We start from the raw sequence: 19,918 nt of genomic DNA, 5'->3' as shown, positions 1-19,918 counted from the left end.
GAGGCTGACCACCATGGCGCACGACCACCACGACACCCACCACCGGCACGACACCGGACACGGACACGACCACGGCCACGGCCACAGCGACATGGACTGGGCCGAGATGGCCCCGCTGCTTCAGGCCCAGGCGGAGCTGTACACACCGCTGTACCGGCAGGCCATGACCTGGCTGGCGCGGGAGGTGACCGAGCCCGGCCTGGTCGTCGACGTCGGCAGCGGACCCGGCGTCGTCTCCTGCCTGTTCGCCGACACCTTCCCCGGCGCCCGCGTCCTCGCCGTCGACGGCGCCGAGCCCCTGCTGGAGCGCGCCCGCGACCGCGCCGCCCGTCTCGGTGCCGCCGACCGCTTCGGCACCCTCGCCGGAGAGCTGCCCGGGGTGCTGGGCGAGCTGGACTACCCGGCCGACCTGATGTGGGCGAGCCAGAGCCTGCACCACCTCGGCGACCAGCGCGCGGCCGTGGCCGCACTCGCCGGGCACCTCGCACCGGGCGGCACCCTGGCGCTCCTGGAGGGCGGGCTGCCCGCCCGTTTCCTGCCCCGAGACATCGGGATCGGGCGTCCCGGGCTGCAGGCCCGGATGCACGCGGTGGAGGAGGACGCCTTCGCCGAGATGCGCGCGAACACGCCCGGCTCCGTGCCCGAGACCGAGGACTGGCCGGCGATGCTGACCGCCGCCGGCCTGAAGCACACCGGCACCCGGAGCTTCCTGCTGGACCTGCCTGCGCCGCTGTCGGACGAGGCCCGCGCCTACGTCACCACGTCCCTGTCCCGCCTGCGCGACCGCCTCGGCGACGGCCTGGACGCCACCGACCGGGAGACCCTCGACCGGCTGCTCGACCCCGCCGACGAGGCGAGCGCGCACCGGCGGCAGGACGTGTTCGTACTGGTGGCGCACACGGTCTACACGGCGGTGCGGCCCGCCTGACGCGCAGGCGCCGGTCTCCCTGCTGGTGAGGCGCCCGGCGGATGCCCGGTGGCCCCGACCGGCACCGTGCAGAGCCGGGCCAGGCGCCTGATTCTGAGGGTGACGGCGGCCCCGGCCCGAGCGAAGCCGAGAGTCGGGGCCGGGCCGGTGCCGGCCCGGCCCCCACGCGGGCGTCGTCTCACTCGCCGTTGAACTCCGCCGGGTCCGGGCCGGTGCGCCGGTCCTCGTTGAGCGCGCTGATCGCCGCGAGGTCCTCGGTGTCCAGGCTGAAGCCGAACACGTCGATGTTCTCCTTGATCCGCGACGGCGTCACGGACTTCGGGATCACCACGTTGCCGACCTGGAGGTGCCAGCGCAGCACCACCTGCGCCGGGGTGCGGCCGTGCTTCTGGGCGATCGCCACGATCGCCGGGATCTCGAGGATGCCCTTGCCGGAGCCGAGCGGGGACCACGCCTCGGTGGCGATGCCCTGCTCCGCGTGGTACTCGCGGGCGGCGTGCTGCTGGAGGTGCGGGTGCAGCTCGATCTGGTTGACGGCAGGGATGACCGACGTCTCGCCGATCAGCCGCTCCAGGTGCTCCGGCAGGAAGTTGGAGACGCCGATGGCCCGGATACGGCCGTCGGCGTGCAGCTTCTCGAACGCCTTGTACGTGTCGACGTAGCGCTCCTTGGCCGGCATCGGCCAGTGGATCAGGTACAGGTCCACGTATTCCAGGCCCAGCTTCGCCAGCGACGTGTCGAAGGCGCGGAGGGTCGAGTCGTATCCCTGGTCCTTGTTCCAGAGCTTGGTGGTGACGAACAGATCCTCGCGGGGGACGCCGGAGGCGGCGATCGCCCGGCCGGTGCCCTCCTCGTTGCCGTAGATCGCCGCTGTGTCGATGCTGCGGTACCCGGCCTCCAGCGCCTGGGCGACGGCCGTCTGAGCCTCGTCGTCCGGCACCTGCCAGACGCCGAAGCCCAGCTGGGGCATCTCGACGCCGTTGTTCAGGGTGATCGGGGGGACCTTGCTGCTCACGAGCTCTTGATCCTTCGGTTGTGGTCAGGTGGTACTCACATCGTCAACGATCACGGCCCGTGCCGCATTCCTGACCGGCGAACTCACGCTCTGTAAAGCGCCTCGACCTCCGCGCCGTAGGCGTTCTCGATGGCCTTGCGCTTGAGCTTGAGCGACGGGGTGAGCAGCCCGTGCTCCTCGGTGAACGGCTGGGCCAGTATGCGGAAGGTGCGGATCGACTCGGCCTGCGACACCAGCGTGTTGGCGGCCACGACCGCCCGCCGCACCTCCGTCTCCAGGTCGGCGTCGTGCACCAGCTCGGCCGGGGACATCCGTGGCTTGTTGCGCATGGTCAGCCAGTGGTCGACCGCCTCACTGTCCAGGGTGATGAGGGCGGCGACGTAGGGGCGGTCGTTGCCGACGACGATGCACTGGTTGACCAGCGGGTGGTCCCGGACGCGCTCCTCCAGCAGGCCGGGGGAGACGCTCTTGCCGCCGGAGGTCACCAGGATCTCCTTCTTGCGGCCGGTGATGGTCAGGTAGCCGTCCTCGTCCAGCACGCCCAGGTCACCGGTGGCCAGCCAGCCCTCGTGCAGGGTCTCGTCGGTGGCCTTGGGGTTGTTCAGGTAGCCCTGGAAGACGTTGTCGCCGTTCAGCCAGATCTCGCCGTCGTCCGCGATGTGCACGGTGACGCCCGGGACGGGCCGGCCGACGGTGCCGTAGCGGGTGCGCTCGGGCGGGTTGGCGGTGGCCGCCGCGGTGGACTCGGTCAGTCCGTAGCCCTCGTAGATCTGCACGCCCGCGCCCGCGAAGAAGAGTCCGAGCCGCCGGTCCATCGCCGAGCCGCCCGACATGGCGTTGCGGATGCGTCCGCCCATCGCCGCCCGCACCTTGGCGTAGACGAGCTTGTCGAAGAGCTGGTGCTGCATCCGCAGGCCCGCCGACGGTCCCGGCCCGATGCCCCAGGCCTTCGCCTCCACCGCCTCCGCGTACCGCACGGCCACGTCGACGGCCTTCTCGAAGGGGCCGGCCTTGCCCTCCTTCTCGGCCTTGCGCCGGGCCGCGTGGAACACCTTCTCGAAGATGTACGGCACGGCCAGGATGAAGGTCGGTCTGAAGGCGGCCAGGTCGGGCAGGAGCGCGGCGGCGTTGAGCTGCGGCTGGTGGCCGAAGCGGACCTTGCCGCGGATCGCCGCGACCTCCACCATCCGCCCGAAGACGTGGGCGAGCGGGAGGAACAGCAGGGTCGCCACCTCGTCGCCCTTCTTGGAGTGGAACACCGGCTCCCAGCGCTCGATGACGGTGTCCGCCTCGTACATGAAGTTGCCGTGCGTCAGCACGCAGCCCTTGGGGCGGCCCGTGGTGCCCGAGGTGTAGATGACGGTGGCGACCGTGTCCGGCGTGACCGCCTTGCGGTGCCGGTGCACCACCTCGTCGTCGAGGTGGGCGCCCGCGTCGTACAGTTCCTGGACGGCGCCGGAGTCGAGCTGCCACAGGCCGCGCAGGCGCGGCAGCCGGTCGATGACGGTGGCGATCGTCATCGCGTGGTCCTCGTGCTCCACGACCGCGGCCGTCACCTCGGCGTCGTGGAGCATCCACAGGCACTGCTCGGCCGAGGAGGTCGGGTAGACGGGCACCACCTGGGCGCCGATCGTCCACAGGGCGAAGTCGAAGAGCGTCCACTCGTAGCGGGTGCGGGACATGATGGCGACCCGGTCACCGAAGCGGACGCCCTGGGCGAGCAGCCCCTTGGCGAGGGCCAGCACCTCGTCGCGGAACGCGCCCGCGGTCACGTCCCGCCACTGCCCGGCGTCGTCCTTACGGCCGAGCGCGATGTGTCCCGGGTCCTCCTGGGCATGCCGGAAGACGACATCGGCCAGACCGCCCACCGGTGGTGCCGACGTCGACGGAGGACTGGTGAACTCGCGCAAACCCCGCTCCCCGCTCCTGGCTCCCTGGCTCCGGGTGACGCCCCGCACAGCGCGGTGAAAGCTACCCCACGCGGAACGGCGGCGGCAGGGGCGGCGAATGCGAGCAGTGCTCAGGTCCGCGCTGGTCAGCGGGAGGAAATGCGCTCACATGGGGAAGGGTCGGACACGTTCCTGACGTTTGAGTAAGTTTCGGTGGCGTAATCTCCACCGAATCTGTACGGCCCACTTACCGCCGGTCGCGCGGCGGCCGACGCCCCTCCCCTCTACAGCGCGGGCGGCGGGGAAGGTGTCACACCACGCGTCGCCCGGCTACCCGAGCGCGGCCCGCCTCGATCGGTGCAGGCGGTCGCCGCCCGCCAGGATCGCGGCCGCCAGGGCGTCCGCCGCGCCCTGCGCCGAGCGATGCCGCCTGCCGTGCACGAGTACGAAGTCGACCCGGCCGAGCTCCGGCAGCCCGGCCCGGTCCGGCACCCGCACCAGGCCGGGCGGGATCAGCCCCCGCGAGTGCGCCATCACGCCGAGTCCGGCGCGAGCCGCCGCGATCAGTCCGTTGAGGCTGCCGCTGGTGCAGGCGACGCGCCACTCGCGGCCCTGCCGCTGCAGGGCGTCGAAGGCGAGCGCGCGGGTGATGCCCGGCGGGGGGTAGACGATGAGCGGTACCGGACGGTCCGGGTCGAGACGCAGGCGCTCCGCGCCGATCCACACCAGCCGGTCGCTCCAGACCGGCTCGCCCCGCGGGTCCTCGGGCCGCCGCTTGGCCAGGACCAGGTCCAGCTTCCCGGCGGCCAGCTGCTCGTGCAGCGTCCCCGACAGTTCCACCGTCAGCTCCAGGTCGACGTCGGGGTGATCGTGCCGGAAGCCCTCCAGGATCTCCGGCAGCCGGGTCAGCACGAAGTCCTCGGACGCCCCGAACCGCAGCCGCCCGCGCAGCCGCGTACCGGTGAAGAAGGCCGTCGCCTGCTCGTGCACCTCCAGAATGCGGCGCGCGAACCCGAGCATCGCCTCGCCGTCCTCGGTCAGCTCCACGGAGTGGGTGTCGCGGCTGAAGAGCTGCCGGCCGGTGGCGTCCTCCAGCCGCCGCACGTGCTGGCTCACGGTCGACTGGCGCAGCCCGAGCCGCCGGGCGGCCTGCGTGAAGCTCAGCGTCTGCGCCACCGACAGGAAAGTGCGCAGGTGGGACGGCTCGTACATCCCACCAGCCTATCGCCGATCGTGATGGCAGTCAGAGCGGTATACCGGATTCCCGATCGCCGGGCGGGGGAGCAGGATGGAGCGGGGACCCGTGAGCCCCAAAAGCGCGACGAACGACCAGAACGAGCAGAACGAGCAAGTGGAGCACCGTGAGACGCCTGCGATGGCCGCGTTGGATGCCGATCGACCCGTACATCCTGCTGCTGCTCGGTACGGTGGGGCTCGCGGCACTGCTGCCGGCCCGGGACACGGGCGCGGACGTCGCCTCCGGCGCGTCCACGGCCGCGATCGCCTTCCTCTTCTTCCTCTACGGGGCCCGTCTCTCCACTCGTGAGGCGATGGACGGACTGCGGCACTGGCGGCTCCACGTCACCGTGCTGGCCTGCACCTTCGTCGTCTTCCCGCTGCTGGGCCTCGCCTCGCGCGGACTCGTCCCGGTCTTCCTGACCGACCCCCTCTACCAGGGCCTGCTCTTCCTCACCCTGGTGCCGTCCACCATCCAGTCGTCGATCGCCTTCACCTCGATCGCCCGCGGCAACGTGCCCGCCGCGATCTGCGCGGGCTCCTTCTCCTCGCTGGTCGGCATCGTCGTGACGCCGCTGCTGGCGGCCGCGCTGCTGGGCGGCGACGGGGGCGGGTTCTCCGCCGACTCGGTGGTGGAGATCGTGCTGCAACTGCTGGTGCCGTTCGCCGCCGGGCAGGCGCTGCGCCGCTGGATCGGAGGCTTCGTGGCCCGGCACAAGAAGGTGCTCGGGCTCGTCGACCGCGGCTCGATCCTCCTCGTCGTCTACACGGCGTTCAGCGAGGGCATGGTCGAGGGGGTCTGGCACCAGGTCAGCCCGGCGCGGATGGCCGGGCTGCTGGCCGTCCAGGCCGTGCTGCTCGCCGTGATGCTGCTGCTGACCTGGTACGGGGCGAAGGCCCTGGGCTTCGGCCGGGCGGACCGGATCGCGATCCAGTTCGCCGGGTCCAAGAAGTCCCTCGCCGCCGGACTGCCGATGGCGAGCGTCCTGTTCGGCGCCCAGGCCTCGCTGGCCGTGCTGCCGCTGATGCTCTTCCACCAGATGCAGCTGATGGTGTGCGCGGTCATCGCCAAGCGCCGGTCGCACGACCCGGAGGCGGAAGACGCCGAGGGGGCGGCCGCTCCCGAAGGCGCGGCGGCGGGCACCGGCGGCCGCTGACCCGGGGCGGCGGTCTCACCCGCCCGGCGCCACCTCGTCCATGGGCAGGTGCAGCACGGTGTTCCCCAGCGCCGAGGGCGGGTTCCCGGCGGCGATCTCCTCGTCGGTCAGTGCCCGGTTCCACACGTGCACCTCGTCGATCGCGCCGGTGAAGCGGGCCCGGCCGTCCATCCGCTCGCCGATGTGCACACCGAACGGAGAGTAGCGGCTCACCGATCCGGGGACGTCCGCCGTGCCGGCCGCCGTACCGTCGAGGAACAGGGTCAGCCGGCCACCGCCGCGGCGGAGCGCCAGGTGGTGCCAGCGGCCGTCGTTGTGGGCACCGTCGGTACGCACCCACGCCGAGCGCGGGGCGTCCCCGCCGTCGCGTGCGGTGATCAGCCCCTGGACCCGGCCGTTGCCGGGCTCGGCGCGCAACCACACCTGGGGCTGCCGGGTGCCGATCCCGCCCATCCACAGCAGCGGCTGCTCCCCGTCGTCCGCCGAGTACCGGAACCACAGTGACGCCGTGAAGTCCCCGCTCCCCAGCGGCAGCCGCTCGCGGTACGGCAGCCGTACGGCGTCGTCGGCGCCGTCGAAGCGGAGGGCGCCGCCCACCGCGCCGTCCGTCGTCCCGGCGCCCCCGAGCACGGCCGCGGGCGCGGCACCGGCGGCCAGGTCGGGGGTGGCGGGACCGGCGCCCCGGCGCGGCTGGAGCCAGTCCTCGGAGAAGCGGGCGAAGCGGATCTCGTCCCGGGCGTCCACCGGTCCGGCCTCGTACAGCAGCCCCACCGTCCCGTCGTCGTCCACGGCCGCCATGTCGGAGTAGCCGGACCAGTCCCGGGTGACGACCGTGCCGCGGTCCACGCTGTCCCAGGTCGCCCCGCCGTCGTAGGAGGAGCGGACGGTCATCGTGCGGCGGCGGTCGGGGTCGGCGGGGGCGGACAGCAGGAGGCGGTCGCCGAGCCGGAGCACGGCGCCCTGCACCTGTGGGGTGTACAGGTCCGGCAGGGCCCTGAACGGCGCCGTGAAGCTGTCGCCGCCGTCACGGCTGACGGCCTGGGTGCGGTGGCCGAGGTCGGTGCCGTTCTCCTCCCGGCCGCTGACCAGGAGTGAGCCGTCGGCGCGCTCGGTGAGGGTGAGTTCGGACGGCTTCTGCCGGAAGGTGCCGTCGGCGGCCACCGGCCAGGTGTCGGTGGCCCCGATCCTCCAGTGCTCGCCGCCGTCGTCGCTGACCACGAGCGCCGCGTGGTTGGCGGTGACCCGGTCGCCGTCCCAGGTCTCCGCGTTGACGCCGATCACCAGCCGCCCGGCGTGGCCGCCGCCGGTGAGCTGGACGCCGTGCACGGGGCCGGTGGCGTACCAGGAGTTCCAGTCGGGCGGCAGGATCTGGGCGCCCAGGTCGCGGGGCGCTGACCAGGTGCGGCCGTCGTCGTCGCTGTACTGGAGGTGGGGCGTGCGGGCACAGGGCACCGCGCAGTTGCCGGCGTCCGCGCGGCCCGCGTTGTACGTCTCGACCAGCAGGACGCGCCCGGTGGTGCGGTCCACGACCGGCGCCGGGTTGCCGTGGGTGTCGCCGCCGCCCTCGTTGACGACCCGGAGCGGGCCCCAGGTGCGCCCGCCGTCCGTGGAGCGCTTGACGACGATGTCGATGTCGCCGGCGTCCCCGCAGTCGAGGACGCGCCCCTCGGCGAAGGCCAGCAGGGTGCCCTCCGTCGTCCGCACGATCGCCGGGATGCGGAAGCAGGCGTAGCCTCCCGGGTCCTGGTCGGCCCGGAAGAGCACCCGCTCCTCGAACTCCCCGGCCCTGCCGAGCCCCTCCGCGTGTACGGCGGGGACGGGCAGCGCGGAGGCGGCCAGGGCGAACAGGGCGGCGAGGGCGAGCAGGGGGGAGCGCGGACGCGTGCGGGGAGGTGACGGCATGGAGCGGTCTGCCCTTCAGGCGGCTGGTCGGAGCCGGTCGTCAGGGCCTCAGTAGATCAGGGCGGCGGGTGTCTGATACGCCCCATTCGTTCGCTCGCGTGTCGCCGTGCGGTGCCCGGGCCCCGGGGCCCGGATCACGGCGGGGCCCCTGCGGCGCAGGGGGCGCTCCCCGCCGGTCGGGGCCCCGCCGCCGTGCCGCGGGGAGCCGGTCAGCCCCGGGCGGCCGCGGCCCGGAGGACGACGCGGTCCTCACCCGCGTACACGTTCATGGAGTCGCCGCGCAGGAAGCCCACCAGGGTCAGCCCCGTCTCGGCGGCCAGGTCCACCGCGAGCGAGGACGGCGCCGACACGGCTGCCAGCACCGGGATGCCCGCCATCACGGCCTTCTGCGCCAGCTCGAACGAGGCCCGGCCCGACACCAGCAGCACCGAGCGGGACAGCGGCAGGTCCCCGTTCCGCAGCGCGCGGCCGACCAGCTTGTCGACCGCGTTGTGCCGGCCCACGTCCTCCCGTACGTCCACCAGTTCACCGCCCTCGTCGAACAGGGCCGCCGCGTGCAGGCCCCCGGTGCGGTCGAAGACCCGCTGGGCGGCGCGCAGCCGGTCGGGCAGGCTCGCCAGCAGTTCGGGGGTGACGCGGACCGGGGGAGTGTCGGCGATGGGCCAGCGGGCCGTCGTGCGCACCGCGTCCAGGCTCGCCTTGCCGCACAGGCCGCAGGAGGAGGTGGTGTAGACGTTCCGCTCCAGGGTGATGTCCGGCACCGGCACGTGCGCGGCGGTCCGCACGTCCACCACGTTGTACGTGTTCGAGCCGTTCTCCGTCGCGCCCGCGCAGTAGACGATGTTCCGCAGGTCGTCCTGGCCGGCGAGCACGCCCTCGCTCACCAGGAAACCGGCCGCCAGCGCGAAGTCGTCACCCGGAGTGCGCATCGTGATCGCGAGGGGCTTGCCGTTCAGCCGGATCTCCAGCGGTTCCTCGGCGACGAGCGTGTCCGGCCGGGTGGAGACCGCGCCGTCCCGGATGCGGATGACCTTGCGTCGTTCCGTGACTCGTCCCATGTGTGTCAGTCCCGGTTCTGTACGTGCTGGTAGCCGAAGCGGCCCTTGATGCAGAGGTTGCCGTGGGTCACCGGATTGTCGTGCGGGGAGGTGACCTTCACGATCTCATTGTCCTGCACGTGGAGGGTGAGGTTGCAGCCCACACCGCAGTACGCGCACACCGTGGTCGTCTCCGTCTGCCGCTCCTCGTCCCAGGTGCCGGCCGCGCGCATGTCGTACTCGGACTTGAAGGACAGCGCCCCGGTGGGGCAGACCTCGACGCAGTTGCCGCAGTAGACGCACGCCGAGTCGGTCAGCGGGGCGTCGTGCTCGACGGAGATCCGGGCGTCGAAGCCGCGTCCGGCAACGGAGATCGCGAAGGTGTTCTGCCACTGGTCGCCGCAGGCGTCCACGCACTTGTAGCAGAGGATGCACTTGCCGTAGTCGCGGACGTACAGGTCGTTGTCGATCCGCGGTTCCTCGTCGACCCGGGCCGCGTCCGGACCGAAGCGGCCGGGTTTCGCCTCGTACTCCTTCAGCCATCCGGCGACCTCCGGAGTCGTGGACAGGTCGACGGAGGAGGCGAGCAGCTCGAGGACGACCTTGCGGCTGTGCCGGGCCCGCTCGGTGTCCGTGCGCACCACCATGCCCGGTTCCGCCCGGCGGGAGCAGGCGGGGGCGAGGGCGCGGGCGCCCTCGACCTCGACCACGCAGACCCGGCAGGCGTTCTTCGGGGTGAGCGTGTCGCCCTGGCAGAGCGTCGGGACGTCCTTCCCGGCGGCCCGGCAGGCGTCGAGGATCGTCGAACCCTCGGGGACCCGGGCCTCCTGCCCGTCGAGGGTGAACTCCACGAGCCGGCGCGGCACGCCGAGCGGAATCGCGGTCATTCGTAGGCCCCCAGACGGTCGATGGCGGATTCCACGGCGTTCCACGCGGTCTGCCCCAGGCCGCAGATCGAGGCGTCCCGCATCGCTCGGCCCACCTCGCGCAGAAGGGTGATGTCCAAGGCGGCGTCGGCTCCCGTGCGCTCGGCGATCCGGCGCAGCGCCTCCTCCTGGCGCACGGTCCCGACGCGGCAGGGCACGCACTGCCCGCACGACTCGTCGCGGAAGAACTCGGCGATGCGCAGGAGCAGGCGGGGGAGGGGCACCGTGTCGTCGAAGGCCATCACGACCCCGGAGCCGAGTGTCGTGCCCGCCTCGCGGGTGCCCTCGAAGGTGAGCGGGATGTCGAGTTCGTCCGGGCGCACGAAGCCGCCGGCGGCTCCGCCGAGCAGGACCGCCCTCAGGTTGTCCCGGACGCCGGCGAGCGTGAGCAGGTCACCCAGCGTCGTACCGAAGGGGAGTTCGTAGACACCGGGGCGGGCCACGCTGCCCGAGACGCAGAACAGCTTCGGGCCGGTGGAGGCGGGGGTGCCGATCGCCGCGTACGCCTGGGCGCCCATGGTGAGGATCGGCAGGACGTTGACCAGCGTCTCGACGTTGTTCGCCACCGTGGGCTTGCCGAACAGGCCCTTCTCGACCGGGAACGGCGGCTTGGAACGGGGTTCGCCCCGGTGGCCCTCGATGGAGTTGAACAGGGCCGTCTCCTCGCCGCAGACGTACGCGCCCGCGCCGCGCCGGATCTCGATGTCGAAGGCGTAGCCCTGGCCCAGGACGTCTTCGCCGAGCAGCCCGCGGGCACGGGCCTGCGCGATGGCGTGGGTCAGGCGGGCGAGGGCGCGCGGGTACTCGCCGCGGAGGTAGAGGTAGCCCTGGTGGGCGCCGGTCGCGTACGCGGCGACGGTCATCGCCTCGACGAGTGCGTACGGGTCGCCCTCCATGAGGACGCGGTCCTTGAAGGTGCCCGGTTCGGACTCGTCGGCGTTGCAGACGAGGTAGTGCGGGTGGTCGGGCTGGGCGGCGGTCGCCTGCCACTTGCGACCGGTGGGGAAGGCGGCTCCGCCGCGGCCGAGCAGGCCGGCGTCGGTGACCTCGCGGATGACACCGGCGGGGCCGAGGGCGAAGGCGCGGCGGAGGGCGGTGTAGCCGCCGTGGGCGCGGTAGTCGTCGAGGGAGGTGGGGTCGGTGGTGCCGACGCGGGTGAGGAGGGCGAGGGTGGGGTCGCCTGCTTGGGGGACGGCGAGGGCGGGGGCGGGCTCGGCGGGGGCCGATTCGGGGGCGGTGGCCGCGTGGAGTGCGGTGGCTGGGGTCGCGGGGGCGCATACGGCGGTGGCGTGGAGGGTGTTTCGCCCCCGCCGCCCCTTCCCGTCCCGTCCCCGGGGGCTGCGCCCCCGGACCCCCGCTGCGGCCTGGACGGCCTCGTCCTCGAACGCCGGACGGGCCGGGATGACACCCTGCGCCGGACGGGCTGAGGGCCTGCCTGCCCGCACCACCAGCGCCGCCGGTGCCCGCTCGCACAGGCCCAGGCACGGGGACTGCTCGACCCGCACCCCGCTCTCCGGACCCAGCCGCCGCTCCACATCCGCGCACAGCTCCGCCGCCCCCGCCGCCGTGCACGCCAGGTCGGTGCAGACCTGGAGGACCGTGGCCGGGCGGGGGCGGAGGGAGAACATGGCGTAGAAGGTCGCCACGCCGTACGCCTCGGCCGGGGGGACCGTCAGGCGGCGGCACACGTACTCCAGGGCGCCCTCGCTGATCCAGCCGACCCGGTCGTTGACCGCGTGCAGGGCCGGGAGGAGCAGGTCGCGGCGGTCGCGGGCCTGCCTGCCGCCCCGCGCCCACCTGAGGTCCGCGTCGGTGCGGTCGGCGCCCTCCCAGGACGACTCGGGCGGGCCGAGCAGGGCGTCGACGGCCTCGCGCTCCTCGTCCGTGGGCTTGCTGTCACCGAAGCGCAGGTCCACCGCCGCTCACCTTCTCGATCCGGATCGCCGAGGCCTTGAACTCCGCCGTACCGGCGATCGGGCAGTTGGCCTCGATGGTCAGCTGGTTGGTGTCCACCTCGTCGGGAAAGTGGAAGCTCATGAAGGCCAGTCCGGGACGCAGCGCCGTGTCGACCCAGACGGGCGCGAGCAGCGTCCCGCGCCGTGAGGTCACCCGTACCTCCTCGCCGACCACGACCCCGTAGCGCTCGGCGTCCTCCGGGCACAGCTCGACGGACTCGCCGCGCCGCAGGGGGGAGGCGTAGCCGCCGCTCTGGACGCCGGTGTTGTAGGAGTCGAGGCGCCTGCCCGTGGTGAGGCGGATCGGGTACTCCTCGTCGGTGAGGTCCACCGGCGGCTCGTGCCGGACGAGACCGAAGGGCGCGCGGGGGCCGCGGCGCGCCGGGTCCGGGTCCCACAACCTGCCGTGCAGGTACGTCGGCTCCAGTTCCTCGGTGCTCGGGCACGGCCACTGGATGCCCTGGTGCTCCTCCAGGCGCGCGTAGGTCATTCCGCGGTGGTCCGGCGAGAGGGAGCGCAGCTCGTTCCAGACCGCCTCGGCGTCGGCGTACTTCCAGTCGTGGCCGAGGCGCGCCGCCAGGTCGCAGAGGATGTCGATGTCCTCGCGGGCCTCGCCGGGCGGGGTCACGGCCCGGCGCACGCGCTGGACGCGCCGCTCGCTGTTGGTGGTGGTGCCTTCGGTCTCCGCCCAGCCGGCGGTGGCCGGGAGGACCACGTCGGCCAGTTCGGCGGTCCGGGTGAGGAAGATGTCCTGGACGACGAGGAAGTCCAGGCTCCGCAGGCGGCGGACCGCCTGCTCGCTGTCGGCCTCCGACTGGGCCGGGTTCTCGCCGATGCAGTACACGGCCCGCAGCGCCCCCTCGTCCATGGCCTCGAACATCTCGGTGAGGGTGAGGCCGTGGTGCGGTCGGATGACGGTGTCCCAGGCCGACTCGAACTTACGGCGGACGCCGTCGTCGAGGACGTCCTGGAAGCCGGGCAGCCGGTTGGGGATCGCCCCCATGTCGCCGCCGCCCTGCACGTTGTTCTGGCCGCGCAGCGGCTGCAGCCCGCAGCCGTAGCGGCCGACGTGTCCGGTGAGCAGGGAGAGGTTGATCAGCGCGCGCACGTTGTCCGTGCCGTTGTGGTGCTCGGTGATGCCGAGGGTCCAGCACAACTGGGCGCGCTCGGCGCGGGCGTAGGCGTGCGCCAGGTCCCGGACGGCGGCGGCCGGTACGCCGGTCACCTTCTCCGCGAGGGAGAGCGTCCACGGTTCGACCAGGGCCCGGTACTCCTCGTAGCCGGTGGTGGCCCGTTCGACGAACGCCTCGTTGACGAGCCCCGCGTGGATGATCTCGCGGCCGACCGCGTGCGCCAGCGGGATGTCGGTGCCGACGTTCGGGCCGAGCCAGCTCTCCGCCCACTCGGCGGTGGCGGTGCGGCGCGGGTCGACGGCGTACATGCGGGCGCCGTTCCGGATCCCCTTCAGGACGTGCTGGAAGAAGATGGGGTGGGCGAAGCGGGCGTTGGAGCCCCACATCACGATGACGTCGGTGTGCTCGATCTCCTCGTACGAGGAGGTGCCGCCGCCCGAGCCGAAGGCGGCCGAGAGTCCGGCGACGCTCGGGGCGTGGCAGGTGCGGTTGCAGGAGTCGACGTTGTGGGTGCCCATGACCACCCGGGCGAACTTCTGGGCGACGTAGTTCATCTCGTTGGTCGCGCGGGCGCAGGAGAACATCCCGAACGCGCCGCGCGCCGCGGCCAGGCCCCGGGCGGTGCGTTCCAGGGCCTCGTCCCAGGAGGCGCGGCGGAAGGGCTGGTCGCGCGAGTCGCGGACCAGGGGGTGGGTGAGGCGGGTGTAGGTCTTCGGTTGCCGTTTCCTCATGCGGCGCTCCTCAGCGCGAGCAGGTCGGACAGGGCGTGCACGGTGCGCAGGGTGGGCACCGGGACCCCGGTGATCTCCGCCAGCTCGACGACGGCCGCGAGCAGGACGTCGAGTTCCAGCGGCTTGCCGCGCTCCAGGTCCTGGAGCGTGGAGGTGCGGTGGTCGCCGACCCGCTCGGCGCCCGCGAGCCGGCGTTCGATGGAGACGCCGACCTCGCAGCCGAGGGCCGCGGCGACCGCCAGCGTCTCGGTCATCATCGTCTCGATGACCCGGCGGGTGCCGCCGTGCAGACACATCTGGCGCATGGTGGCGCGGGCCAGGGCGCTGATCGGGTTGAAGGAGATGTTGCCCAGCAGCTTGAGCCAGATGTCCTGGCGCAGGTCCGGTTCGACGGGGCACTTCAGTCCGCCCGCGCGCATCGCCTCGCTCAGTGCCAGGCAGCGGGCGGAGACGCCGCGGCCGGGTTCGCCGAGCGAGAAGCGGGTGCCCTCCACGTGGCGTACGACGCCGGGCTGTTCGAGCTCGGTGGCCGCGTAGACGACGCAGCCGACGGCGCGTTCGGGGGCGAGCACGGCGCTGACCGCGCCGCCGGGGTCGACGCTCTCCAGACGGCGGCCGTCGTACGGACCGCCGTGCCGGTGGAAGTACCACCAGGGGATGCCGTTCTGGGCGGCCACGATCGCCGTGGTGTCGTGGAGCAGCGGCTCGATCAGCGGCCCGCACGCCGCGTACGAGGTCGCCTTGAGGCCCAGGAACACGTAGTCGGCCGGGCCGACCTCGGCGGGGTCGTCGGTGGCGCGGGGGTGCGCGGTGAAGTCGCCGCGCGGACTGCGCACCCGTACTCCGTACTGCCTCATGACCGCCAGATGCGGTCCACGGGCGATGAGGTGCACGTCGGCGCCCGCGCGGTGGAGCGCGGCACCGACGTAGGCGCCGATCGCCCCGGCGCCGAGGACTGCGACTTTCATGGCGGGGAAGCTCCGTTCGGTCGAGGGATACCGCGGAACTGTCGATGAGGAGGACAACGTCGACGAAATATTGTCTACAGTATGGAAGATGGCCCGGCAAGGCTTTGTGCAAGGACGGTGGTTGTCCGCTCAACCGTCTTCTCAACCGCTTTCCGCCTGCCTACGGTTGGGGACCCATGAGTCCCCCCGTCGCACCCCCGGGCTGGAGCCGCTGGCTCGTCCCCCCCGCCGCACTCTCCGTCCACCTCTCCATCGGCCAGGCCTACGCCTGGTCCGTGTTCAAACCGCCCCTGGAGTCCGCCCTCGGTCTCAGCGGCACGCAGAGCGCGCTGCCGTTCCAGCTCGGCATCGTCATGCTCGGGCTGTCCGCCGCCTTCGGCGGCACGCTCGTGGAACGGCACGGCCCGCGCTGGGCGATGACCGTCGCCCTGGTCTGCTTCTCGTCCGGCTTCCTGCTCTCCGCGCTCGGCGCGGCGGCGGAGCAGTACTGGCTGATCGTCCTCGGCTACGGCTTCGTCGGCGGCATCGGCCTCGGCATCGGCTACATCTCGCCCGTCTCGACGCTCATCAAGTGGTTCCCGGACCGGCCCGGCATGGCCACCGGCATCGCCATCATGGGCTTCGGCGGCGGCGCGCTGATCGCCTCGCCCTGGTCGGCGCAGATGCTGAAGTCCTTCGGCACCGACAGCTCCGGCATCGCCCTCGCCTTCCTCGTGCACGGACTCGCGTACGCCGTCTTCATGCTGCTGGGCGTGCTGCTGGTGCGGGTGCCGCGCCCCGAGCGACGGGCGGACGGCGAACCGGCCGCCCTCGAAGGCGTCCAGGTGTCGGCGCGCGGTGCCATGCGCACCCCGCAGTTCTGGCTGCTGTGGGTCGTGCTCTGCATGAACGTCACGGCCGGCATCGGCATCCTGGAGAAGGCCGCGCCGATGATCACCGACTTCTTCGCCGACACCTCCGCACCGGTCTCGGCCACGGCCGCCGCCGGGTTCGTGGCGCTGCTGTCGGCGGCCAACATGGCCGGCCGCATCGGCTGGTCCTCGGCCTCCGACCTGATCGGGCGCAAGAACATCTACCGCGTCTACCTGGGCGTCGGCGCACTGATGTACACGCTGATCGCCCTGTTCGGCGACTCCTCAAAGCCGCTGTTCGTGCTGTGCGCCCTGGTCGTCCTCTCCTTCTACGGCGGCGGCTTCGCCGCGGTCCCCGCCTATCTGAAGGACCTCTTCGGCACCTACCAGGTCGGCGCGATCCACGGCCGGCTGCTGACCGCCTGGTCCGCGGCCGGCGTCCTCGGGCCGCTGATCGTGAACTGGATCGCCGACCGGCAGGAGGAGGCCGGCAAGCACGGCGCCGCCCTGTACGGAACGAGCTTCGTCATCATGATCGGACTGCTGGTCGTCGGCTTCGTGGCCAACGAACTCGTCCGCCCGGTCCACCCCCGCCACCACGTGTCCGCCGCCCCGGCGCGGAAGGAGGCCGTCGATGTCCCATGACAGCAGCCAGAGCCCGCCTGACCTGCCTTCCCGGCGGCCGCTGATCGCCTTCACCTGGCTGTGGGTGGGGGCACCGCTCGGTTACGGTCTGTACGAACTCGTCCGCAAGGCCACCCAGCTGTTCACCGGGTGACGCCCGAGCAGCGTCCGGGATGCTGATCGAAGCCGACAAGGCGGACGCCCGTTTCCTGTCGCTTCACCTGCCCTCGTACCCGTCGGTCACTGATCACACTGGTGGATCCCGTACCCGAGGCAGCGAGGACTCCACCCATGCACCACGGCTCCCGCATCACCGCCGTCGGCCACTACCAGCCCGCCGGAATCCTCACCAACGAGGACCTGGCGGGCATGGTCGACACCAGCGACGAGTGGATCCGGAGCCGTGTCGGCATTCGTTCCCGCCGGATCGCCGGGCCCGACGAGCCGGTCGACGAGCTGGCCGGCCACGCCGCCGCCAAGGCGCTCGCGGCGGCCGGGGCCACCCCCGCCGACGTGGACCTGGTCGTGGTCGCCACCTCCACCGCGATCGACCGCTCCCCGAACACCGCCGCCCGCGTCGCGGCCCGCCTCGGCATCCCCGGGCCCGCCGCGCTGGACGTGAACGTCGTGTGCGCGGGCTTCACCCACGCCCTGGCCACCGCCGACCACGCCGTCCGGGCCGGCTCGGCCGGCCGGGCGCTGGTCATCGGCGCCGACAAGATGTCCGAGGTGACCGACTGGTCCGACCGCACCACCTGCGTGCTGGTCGGCGACGGGGCGGGGGCCGCCGTCGTGGAGGCCTGCGCCCCGGGCGAGGATGCCGGGATCGGACCCGTGCTGTGGGGATCGGTGCCGGAGATGGGCAACGCGGTCCGCATCGAGGGCACCCCGCCGAGGTTCGCGCAGGAGGGCCAGAGCGTCTACCGCTGGGCGACCACGAAGCTGCCCGCCATCGCCCGCCAGGCCTGCGCGCGGTCCGGGCTCGCACCCTCCGACCTCGCCGCGGTCGTCCTGCACCAGGCCAACCTGCGCATCATCGAACCCCTCGCCGCGAAGATCGGCGCCGTGAACGCCGTCGTCGCCCGCGACGTCGTGGAGTCCGGCAACACCTCGGCGGCGAGCATCCCCCTTGCCCTCTCCAAGCTGGTCGAGCGGGGCGAGATCACCACCGGCGACCCGGTGCTGCTCTTCGGCTTCGGCGGCAACCTCTCCTACGCCGGACAGGTCGTCCGCTGCCCCTGACGAGCCGTCACCGGACCCGGGTGTGACGTACCACACCCCTCTCCGTCGGGACACGCGCGCCGTAGACTGTAGACGAAAGACAATCACTGCTCGGCGTCACGCTTCCGAGGGGGACCGATGTTGTCCGCAGGACTGCCGCAGGGCGCGGTGCCCAGACTCGAACGGCCCGGCCCGCTGCGCGACCGCGTTTACGAGGCGCTGCTGGAACTCATCACGACCCGGGCCCTCCAGCCCGGCCAGCACCTCGTCGAGAGCGAACTCGCCGGCCATCTCGGGGTGTCGAGGCAGCCCGTACGGGAAGCGCTGCAGCGGCTCAACACCGAGGGCTGGGTCGATCTGCGGCCCGCCCAGGGCGCCTTCGTGCACGAGCCGACAGAGGAGGAGGCCGACCAGCTGCTGACGGTCCGTACGCTGCTGGAGGCCGAGGCCGCCCGGCTCGCCGCCGCGAACGCCTCCAGCGCGGGCGTGGCCGCCCTGGAGGAGCTGTGCGAGGAGGGGGAGGCGGCCGTCGCCGCGGACGACGTGGACGGCGCCGTCGCCGCCAACGCCCGCTTCCACGCGAAGATCATGGAGTTGGCGGGCAACGCCGTCCTCGCCGAACTCGCCGCGCAGGTCGACCGCCGGGTCCGCTGGTACTACACGCCCGTCGCCCGCCAGCGCGGCCGGCAGTCCTGGATCGAGCACCGCCGGCTGATCACCGCGATCACCGACCGGGACGAGCAGACGGCGACGCGGCTCATGCGCGAGCACACCGAACACACCCGGCGTTCCTACCACGCGCGCGGACAAGCGTAGGGATCGCAGAGGAAAACACGAGGTCAGCGGCTGCTCGTGGGCCGCCCGGCGGGAAGGCCGGGCGGCCCTGCCGCGTCCCGGGCCCGGGAACGCCCGGCTCGCCTTTGTCCACTCAGTGGAGAAAGTTCGCAGGAATTCGTGCGTGACTTCTTCCCACGCCGGGCGCCCACTGCTACGTTCCCTCCGAAAGCAAGCCAAGGAACGTGGCCGGAAACCGGCACACTCAAGGCCGATTGAGGCGGGGAGGGGCTCGTGAGACGCATGACCGCACGACCCGCCAACACCCACCAGGCGCGACTGCTCCAGCTGCTGCGCGACTCGGGACCCAACTCCCGCGCCCAGCTCGGCGACCAGGTCGACCTCTCCCGGTCGAAGCTGGCCGTCGAGGTGGACCGGCTGCTGGAGACCGGACTGGTCGTGGCCGACGGGCTCGCCGCCTCGCGCGGCGGGCGGCGCAGCCACAACGTCCGGCTCAATCCCGAACTGCGCTTCCTCGGCGTCGACATCGGCGCGACCTCGGTCGACGTCGCCGTCACCAACGCCGAGCTGGAGATCCTCGGGCACATCAACCAGCCCATGGACGTACGCGAGGGACCGGTCGCGGTCTTCGAGCAGGTGCTGTCCATGGCCGCCAAGTTGCGTGCCTCGGGGCTCGCGGAGGGCTTCGACGGCGCCGGTATCGGCGTCCCCGGGCCCGTCCGCTTCCCCGAGGGCGTGCCGGTGGCTCCGCCGATCATGCCGGGCTGGGACGGCTTCCCCGTGCGGGAGGCGCTCAGCCAGGAACTCGGCTGCCCGGTCATGGTCGACAACGACGTGAACCTGATGGCGCTGGGGGAGCAGCACGCGGGCGTCGCCCGCACCGTGCACGACTTCCTCGTCGTCAAGATCGGTACCGGCATCGGCTGCGGCATCGTCGTCGGCGGTGAGGTCTACCGCGGTACGACGGGCAGCGCGGGCGACATCGGGCACATCCAGGCCGTGCCCGACGGACGCCCGTGCGCCTGCGGCAACCGGGGCTGTCTGGAGGCCCACTTCAGCGGCGCGGCCCTGGCCCGCGACGCCACCGAGGCCGCCCAGCAGGGACTGTCGGCCGAACTCGCGGGCCGGCTGGAGGCGAACGGGGGCCTCAGCGCCGCCGACGTCGCCGCCGCGGCCGCCGCGGGTGACGCCACGGCGCTCGGCCTGATCCGGGAGGGCGGCCGGAGCACCGGTCAGGTCATCGCCGGTCTGGTCAGCTTCTTCAACCCGGGCCTGGTGGTGATCGGCGGCGGGGTGACCGGCCTCGGCCACAACCTGCTCGCCGCGATCCGCACCCAGGTCTACCGCCAGTCGCTGCCGCTGGCGACCGGCAACCTGCCCATCGTCCTGGGCGAGCTGGGCCCCACCGCCGGAGTCATCGGCGGAGCCCGGCTGATCAGCGACCACCTGTTCTCACCCGCGTAGGCACCGACCGCCTCCACGGGCCCCGCAGCGCCACCCGGCACAACGCCCTACCCAGATACGCCCTGTTCTGCTCAGCCCAGCTCTGC

16 protein-coding genes are annotated in these 19,918 nt (G+C 72.6%); 7 read left to right on the top strand and 9 right to left on the bottom strand.

The features are described 5' to 3' along the window. Positions 1-13 precede the first annotated feature (13 nt). Positions 14-928, top strand: coding sequence for a class I SAM-dependent methyltransferase (locus tag ACFW47_RS15635; protein ID WP_386306045.1), 915 nt, complete (start codon positions 14-16; stop codon positions 926-928). A gap of 178 nt (positions 929-1,106) precedes the next feature. Here the strand turns inward: ACFW47_RS15635 and ACFW47_RS15630 are convergent, their stop codons facing one another. The 3 genes from ACFW47_RS15630 to ACFW47_RS15620 form a co-directional block, all read right to left on the bottom strand. After that, positions 1,107-1,943, bottom strand: a complete 837-nt coding sequence (locus ACFW47_RS15630; protein ID WP_386278462.1) for an aldo/keto reductase — start codon at positions 1,941-1,943, stop codon at positions 1,107-1,109. Between the two features lie 83 nt (positions 1,944-2,026). After that, positions 2,027-3,853 (bottom strand): AMP-dependent synthetase/ligase, encoded by a 1,827-nt coding sequence (locus ACFW47_RS15625; RefSeq protein WP_386278460.1) that lies wholly within the window; start codon positions 3,851-3,853, stop codon positions 2,027-2,029. 309 nt (positions 3,854-4,162) lie between these two features. After that, complete coding sequence (locus ACFW47_RS15620) at positions 4,163-5,044, bottom strand: LysR substrate-binding domain-containing protein (protein WP_386278458.1); 882 nt, start codon at positions 5,042-5,044, stop codon at positions 4,163-4,165. Positions 5,045-5,220: 176 nt separating this feature from the next. Here ACFW47_RS15620 and ACFW47_RS15615 point away from each other — a divergent pair, with 176 nt between their 5' ends. Beyond that, positions 5,221-6,225, top strand: a complete 1,005-nt coding sequence (locus ACFW47_RS15615) for a bile acid:sodium symporter family protein (RefSeq protein WP_386306044.1) — start codon at positions 5,221-5,223, stop codon at positions 6,223-6,225. A gap of 15 nt (positions 6,226-6,240) precedes the next feature. Here the strand turns inward: ACFW47_RS15615 and ACFW47_RS15610 are convergent, their stop codons facing one another. The 6 genes from ACFW47_RS15610 to ACFW47_RS15585 all read right to left on the bottom strand — a co-directional run bounded on the left by ACFW47_RS15610 (position 6,241) and on the right by ACFW47_RS15585 (position 14,877). Further along, positions 6,241-8,127, bottom strand: a complete 1,887-nt coding sequence (locus ACFW47_RS15610; RefSeq protein ID WP_386278454.1) for an exo-alpha-sialidase — start codon at positions 8,125-8,127, stop codon at positions 6,241-6,243. Positions 8,128-8,336: 209 nt separating this feature from the next. Next, complete coding sequence (gene fdhD / locus ACFW47_RS15605) at positions 8,337-9,185, bottom strand: formate dehydrogenase accessory sulfurtransferase FdhD (RefSeq protein WP_386306043.1); 849 nt, start codon at positions 9,183-9,185, stop codon at positions 8,337-8,339. 5 nt (positions 9,186-9,190) lie between these two features. Continuing rightward, entirely contained in the window at positions 9,191-10,051 is an 861-nt protein-coding gene (locus ACFW47_RS15600) for a 2Fe-2S iron-sulfur cluster-binding protein (protein ID WP_386278450.1), read from the bottom strand. After that, positions 10,048-12,006, bottom strand: a complete 1,959-nt coding sequence (locus ACFW47_RS15595) for an NAD(P)H-dependent oxidoreductase subunit E (RefSeq protein WP_386306042.1) — start codon at positions 12,004-12,006, stop codon at positions 10,048-10,050. The genes ACFW47_RS15600 and ACFW47_RS15595 overlap by 4 nt, the downstream gene beginning before the upstream one ends. Beyond that, the gene (locus ACFW47_RS15590) at positions 11,987-13,909 is read right to left on the bottom strand and encodes a molybdopterin oxidoreductase family protein (protein WP_386306041.1); all 1,923 of its coding nucleotides are present in this window, start codon (positions 13,907-13,909) and stop codon (positions 11,987-11,989) included. Before ACFW47_RS15590 ends, ACFW47_RS15595 begins: the two co-directional genes overlap by 20 nt. Beyond that, positions 13,906-14,877 (bottom strand): 2-dehydropantoate 2-reductase, encoded by a 972-nt coding sequence (locus ACFW47_RS15585; RefSeq protein WP_386278445.1) that lies wholly within the window; start codon positions 14,875-14,877, stop codon positions 13,906-13,908. Before ACFW47_RS15585 ends, ACFW47_RS15590 begins: the two co-directional genes overlap by 4 nt. A gap of 176 nt (positions 14,878-15,053) precedes the next feature. On the opposite strand from ACFW47_RS15585, the gene ACFW47_RS15580 reads away from it, so the two are divergent. From ACFW47_RS15580 to ACFW47_RS15560, 5 genes are all read left to right on the top strand, one after another. Continuing rightward, a complete protein-coding gene (locus ACFW47_RS15580; RefSeq protein WP_386278443.1) occupies positions 15,054-16,373 on the top strand; it encodes an OFA family MFS transporter in 1,320 nt (439 codons plus the stop codon). Then, entirely contained in the window at positions 16,363-16,506 is a 144-nt protein-coding gene (locus ACFW47_RS15575; RefSeq protein WP_217253948.1) for a hypothetical protein, read from the top strand. The genes ACFW47_RS15580 and ACFW47_RS15575 overlap by 11 nt, the downstream gene beginning before the upstream one ends. Before the next feature lie 137 nt (positions 16,507-16,643). Continuing rightward, entirely contained in the window at positions 16,644-17,594 is a 951-nt protein-coding gene (locus ACFW47_RS15570) for a beta-ketoacyl-ACP synthase III (protein WP_386278439.1), read from the top strand. A 117-nt stretch (positions 17,595-17,711) separates the two neighbouring features. Next, entirely contained in the window at positions 17,712-18,389 is a 678-nt protein-coding gene (locus ACFW47_RS15565; protein WP_386278436.1) for a GntR family transcriptional regulator, read from the top strand. A gap of 261 nt (positions 18,390-18,650) precedes the next feature. After that, entirely contained in the window at positions 18,651-19,832 is a 1,182-nt protein-coding gene (locus ACFW47_RS15560) for an ROK family protein (protein WP_386278434.1), read from the top strand. The last annotated feature ends 86 nt before the right edge of the window (positions 19,833-19,918 follow it).

The sequence above is a fragment of the Streptomyces sp. NPDC058796 genome (assembly GCF_042745235.1).
Lineage (GTDB): Bacteria > Actinomycetota > Actinomycetes > Streptomycetales > Streptomycetaceae > Streptomyces.
The sequence above is the reverse complement of the archived record's forward strand: the minus strand, read 5'-3'. Positions and strand labels throughout refer to the sequence as shown.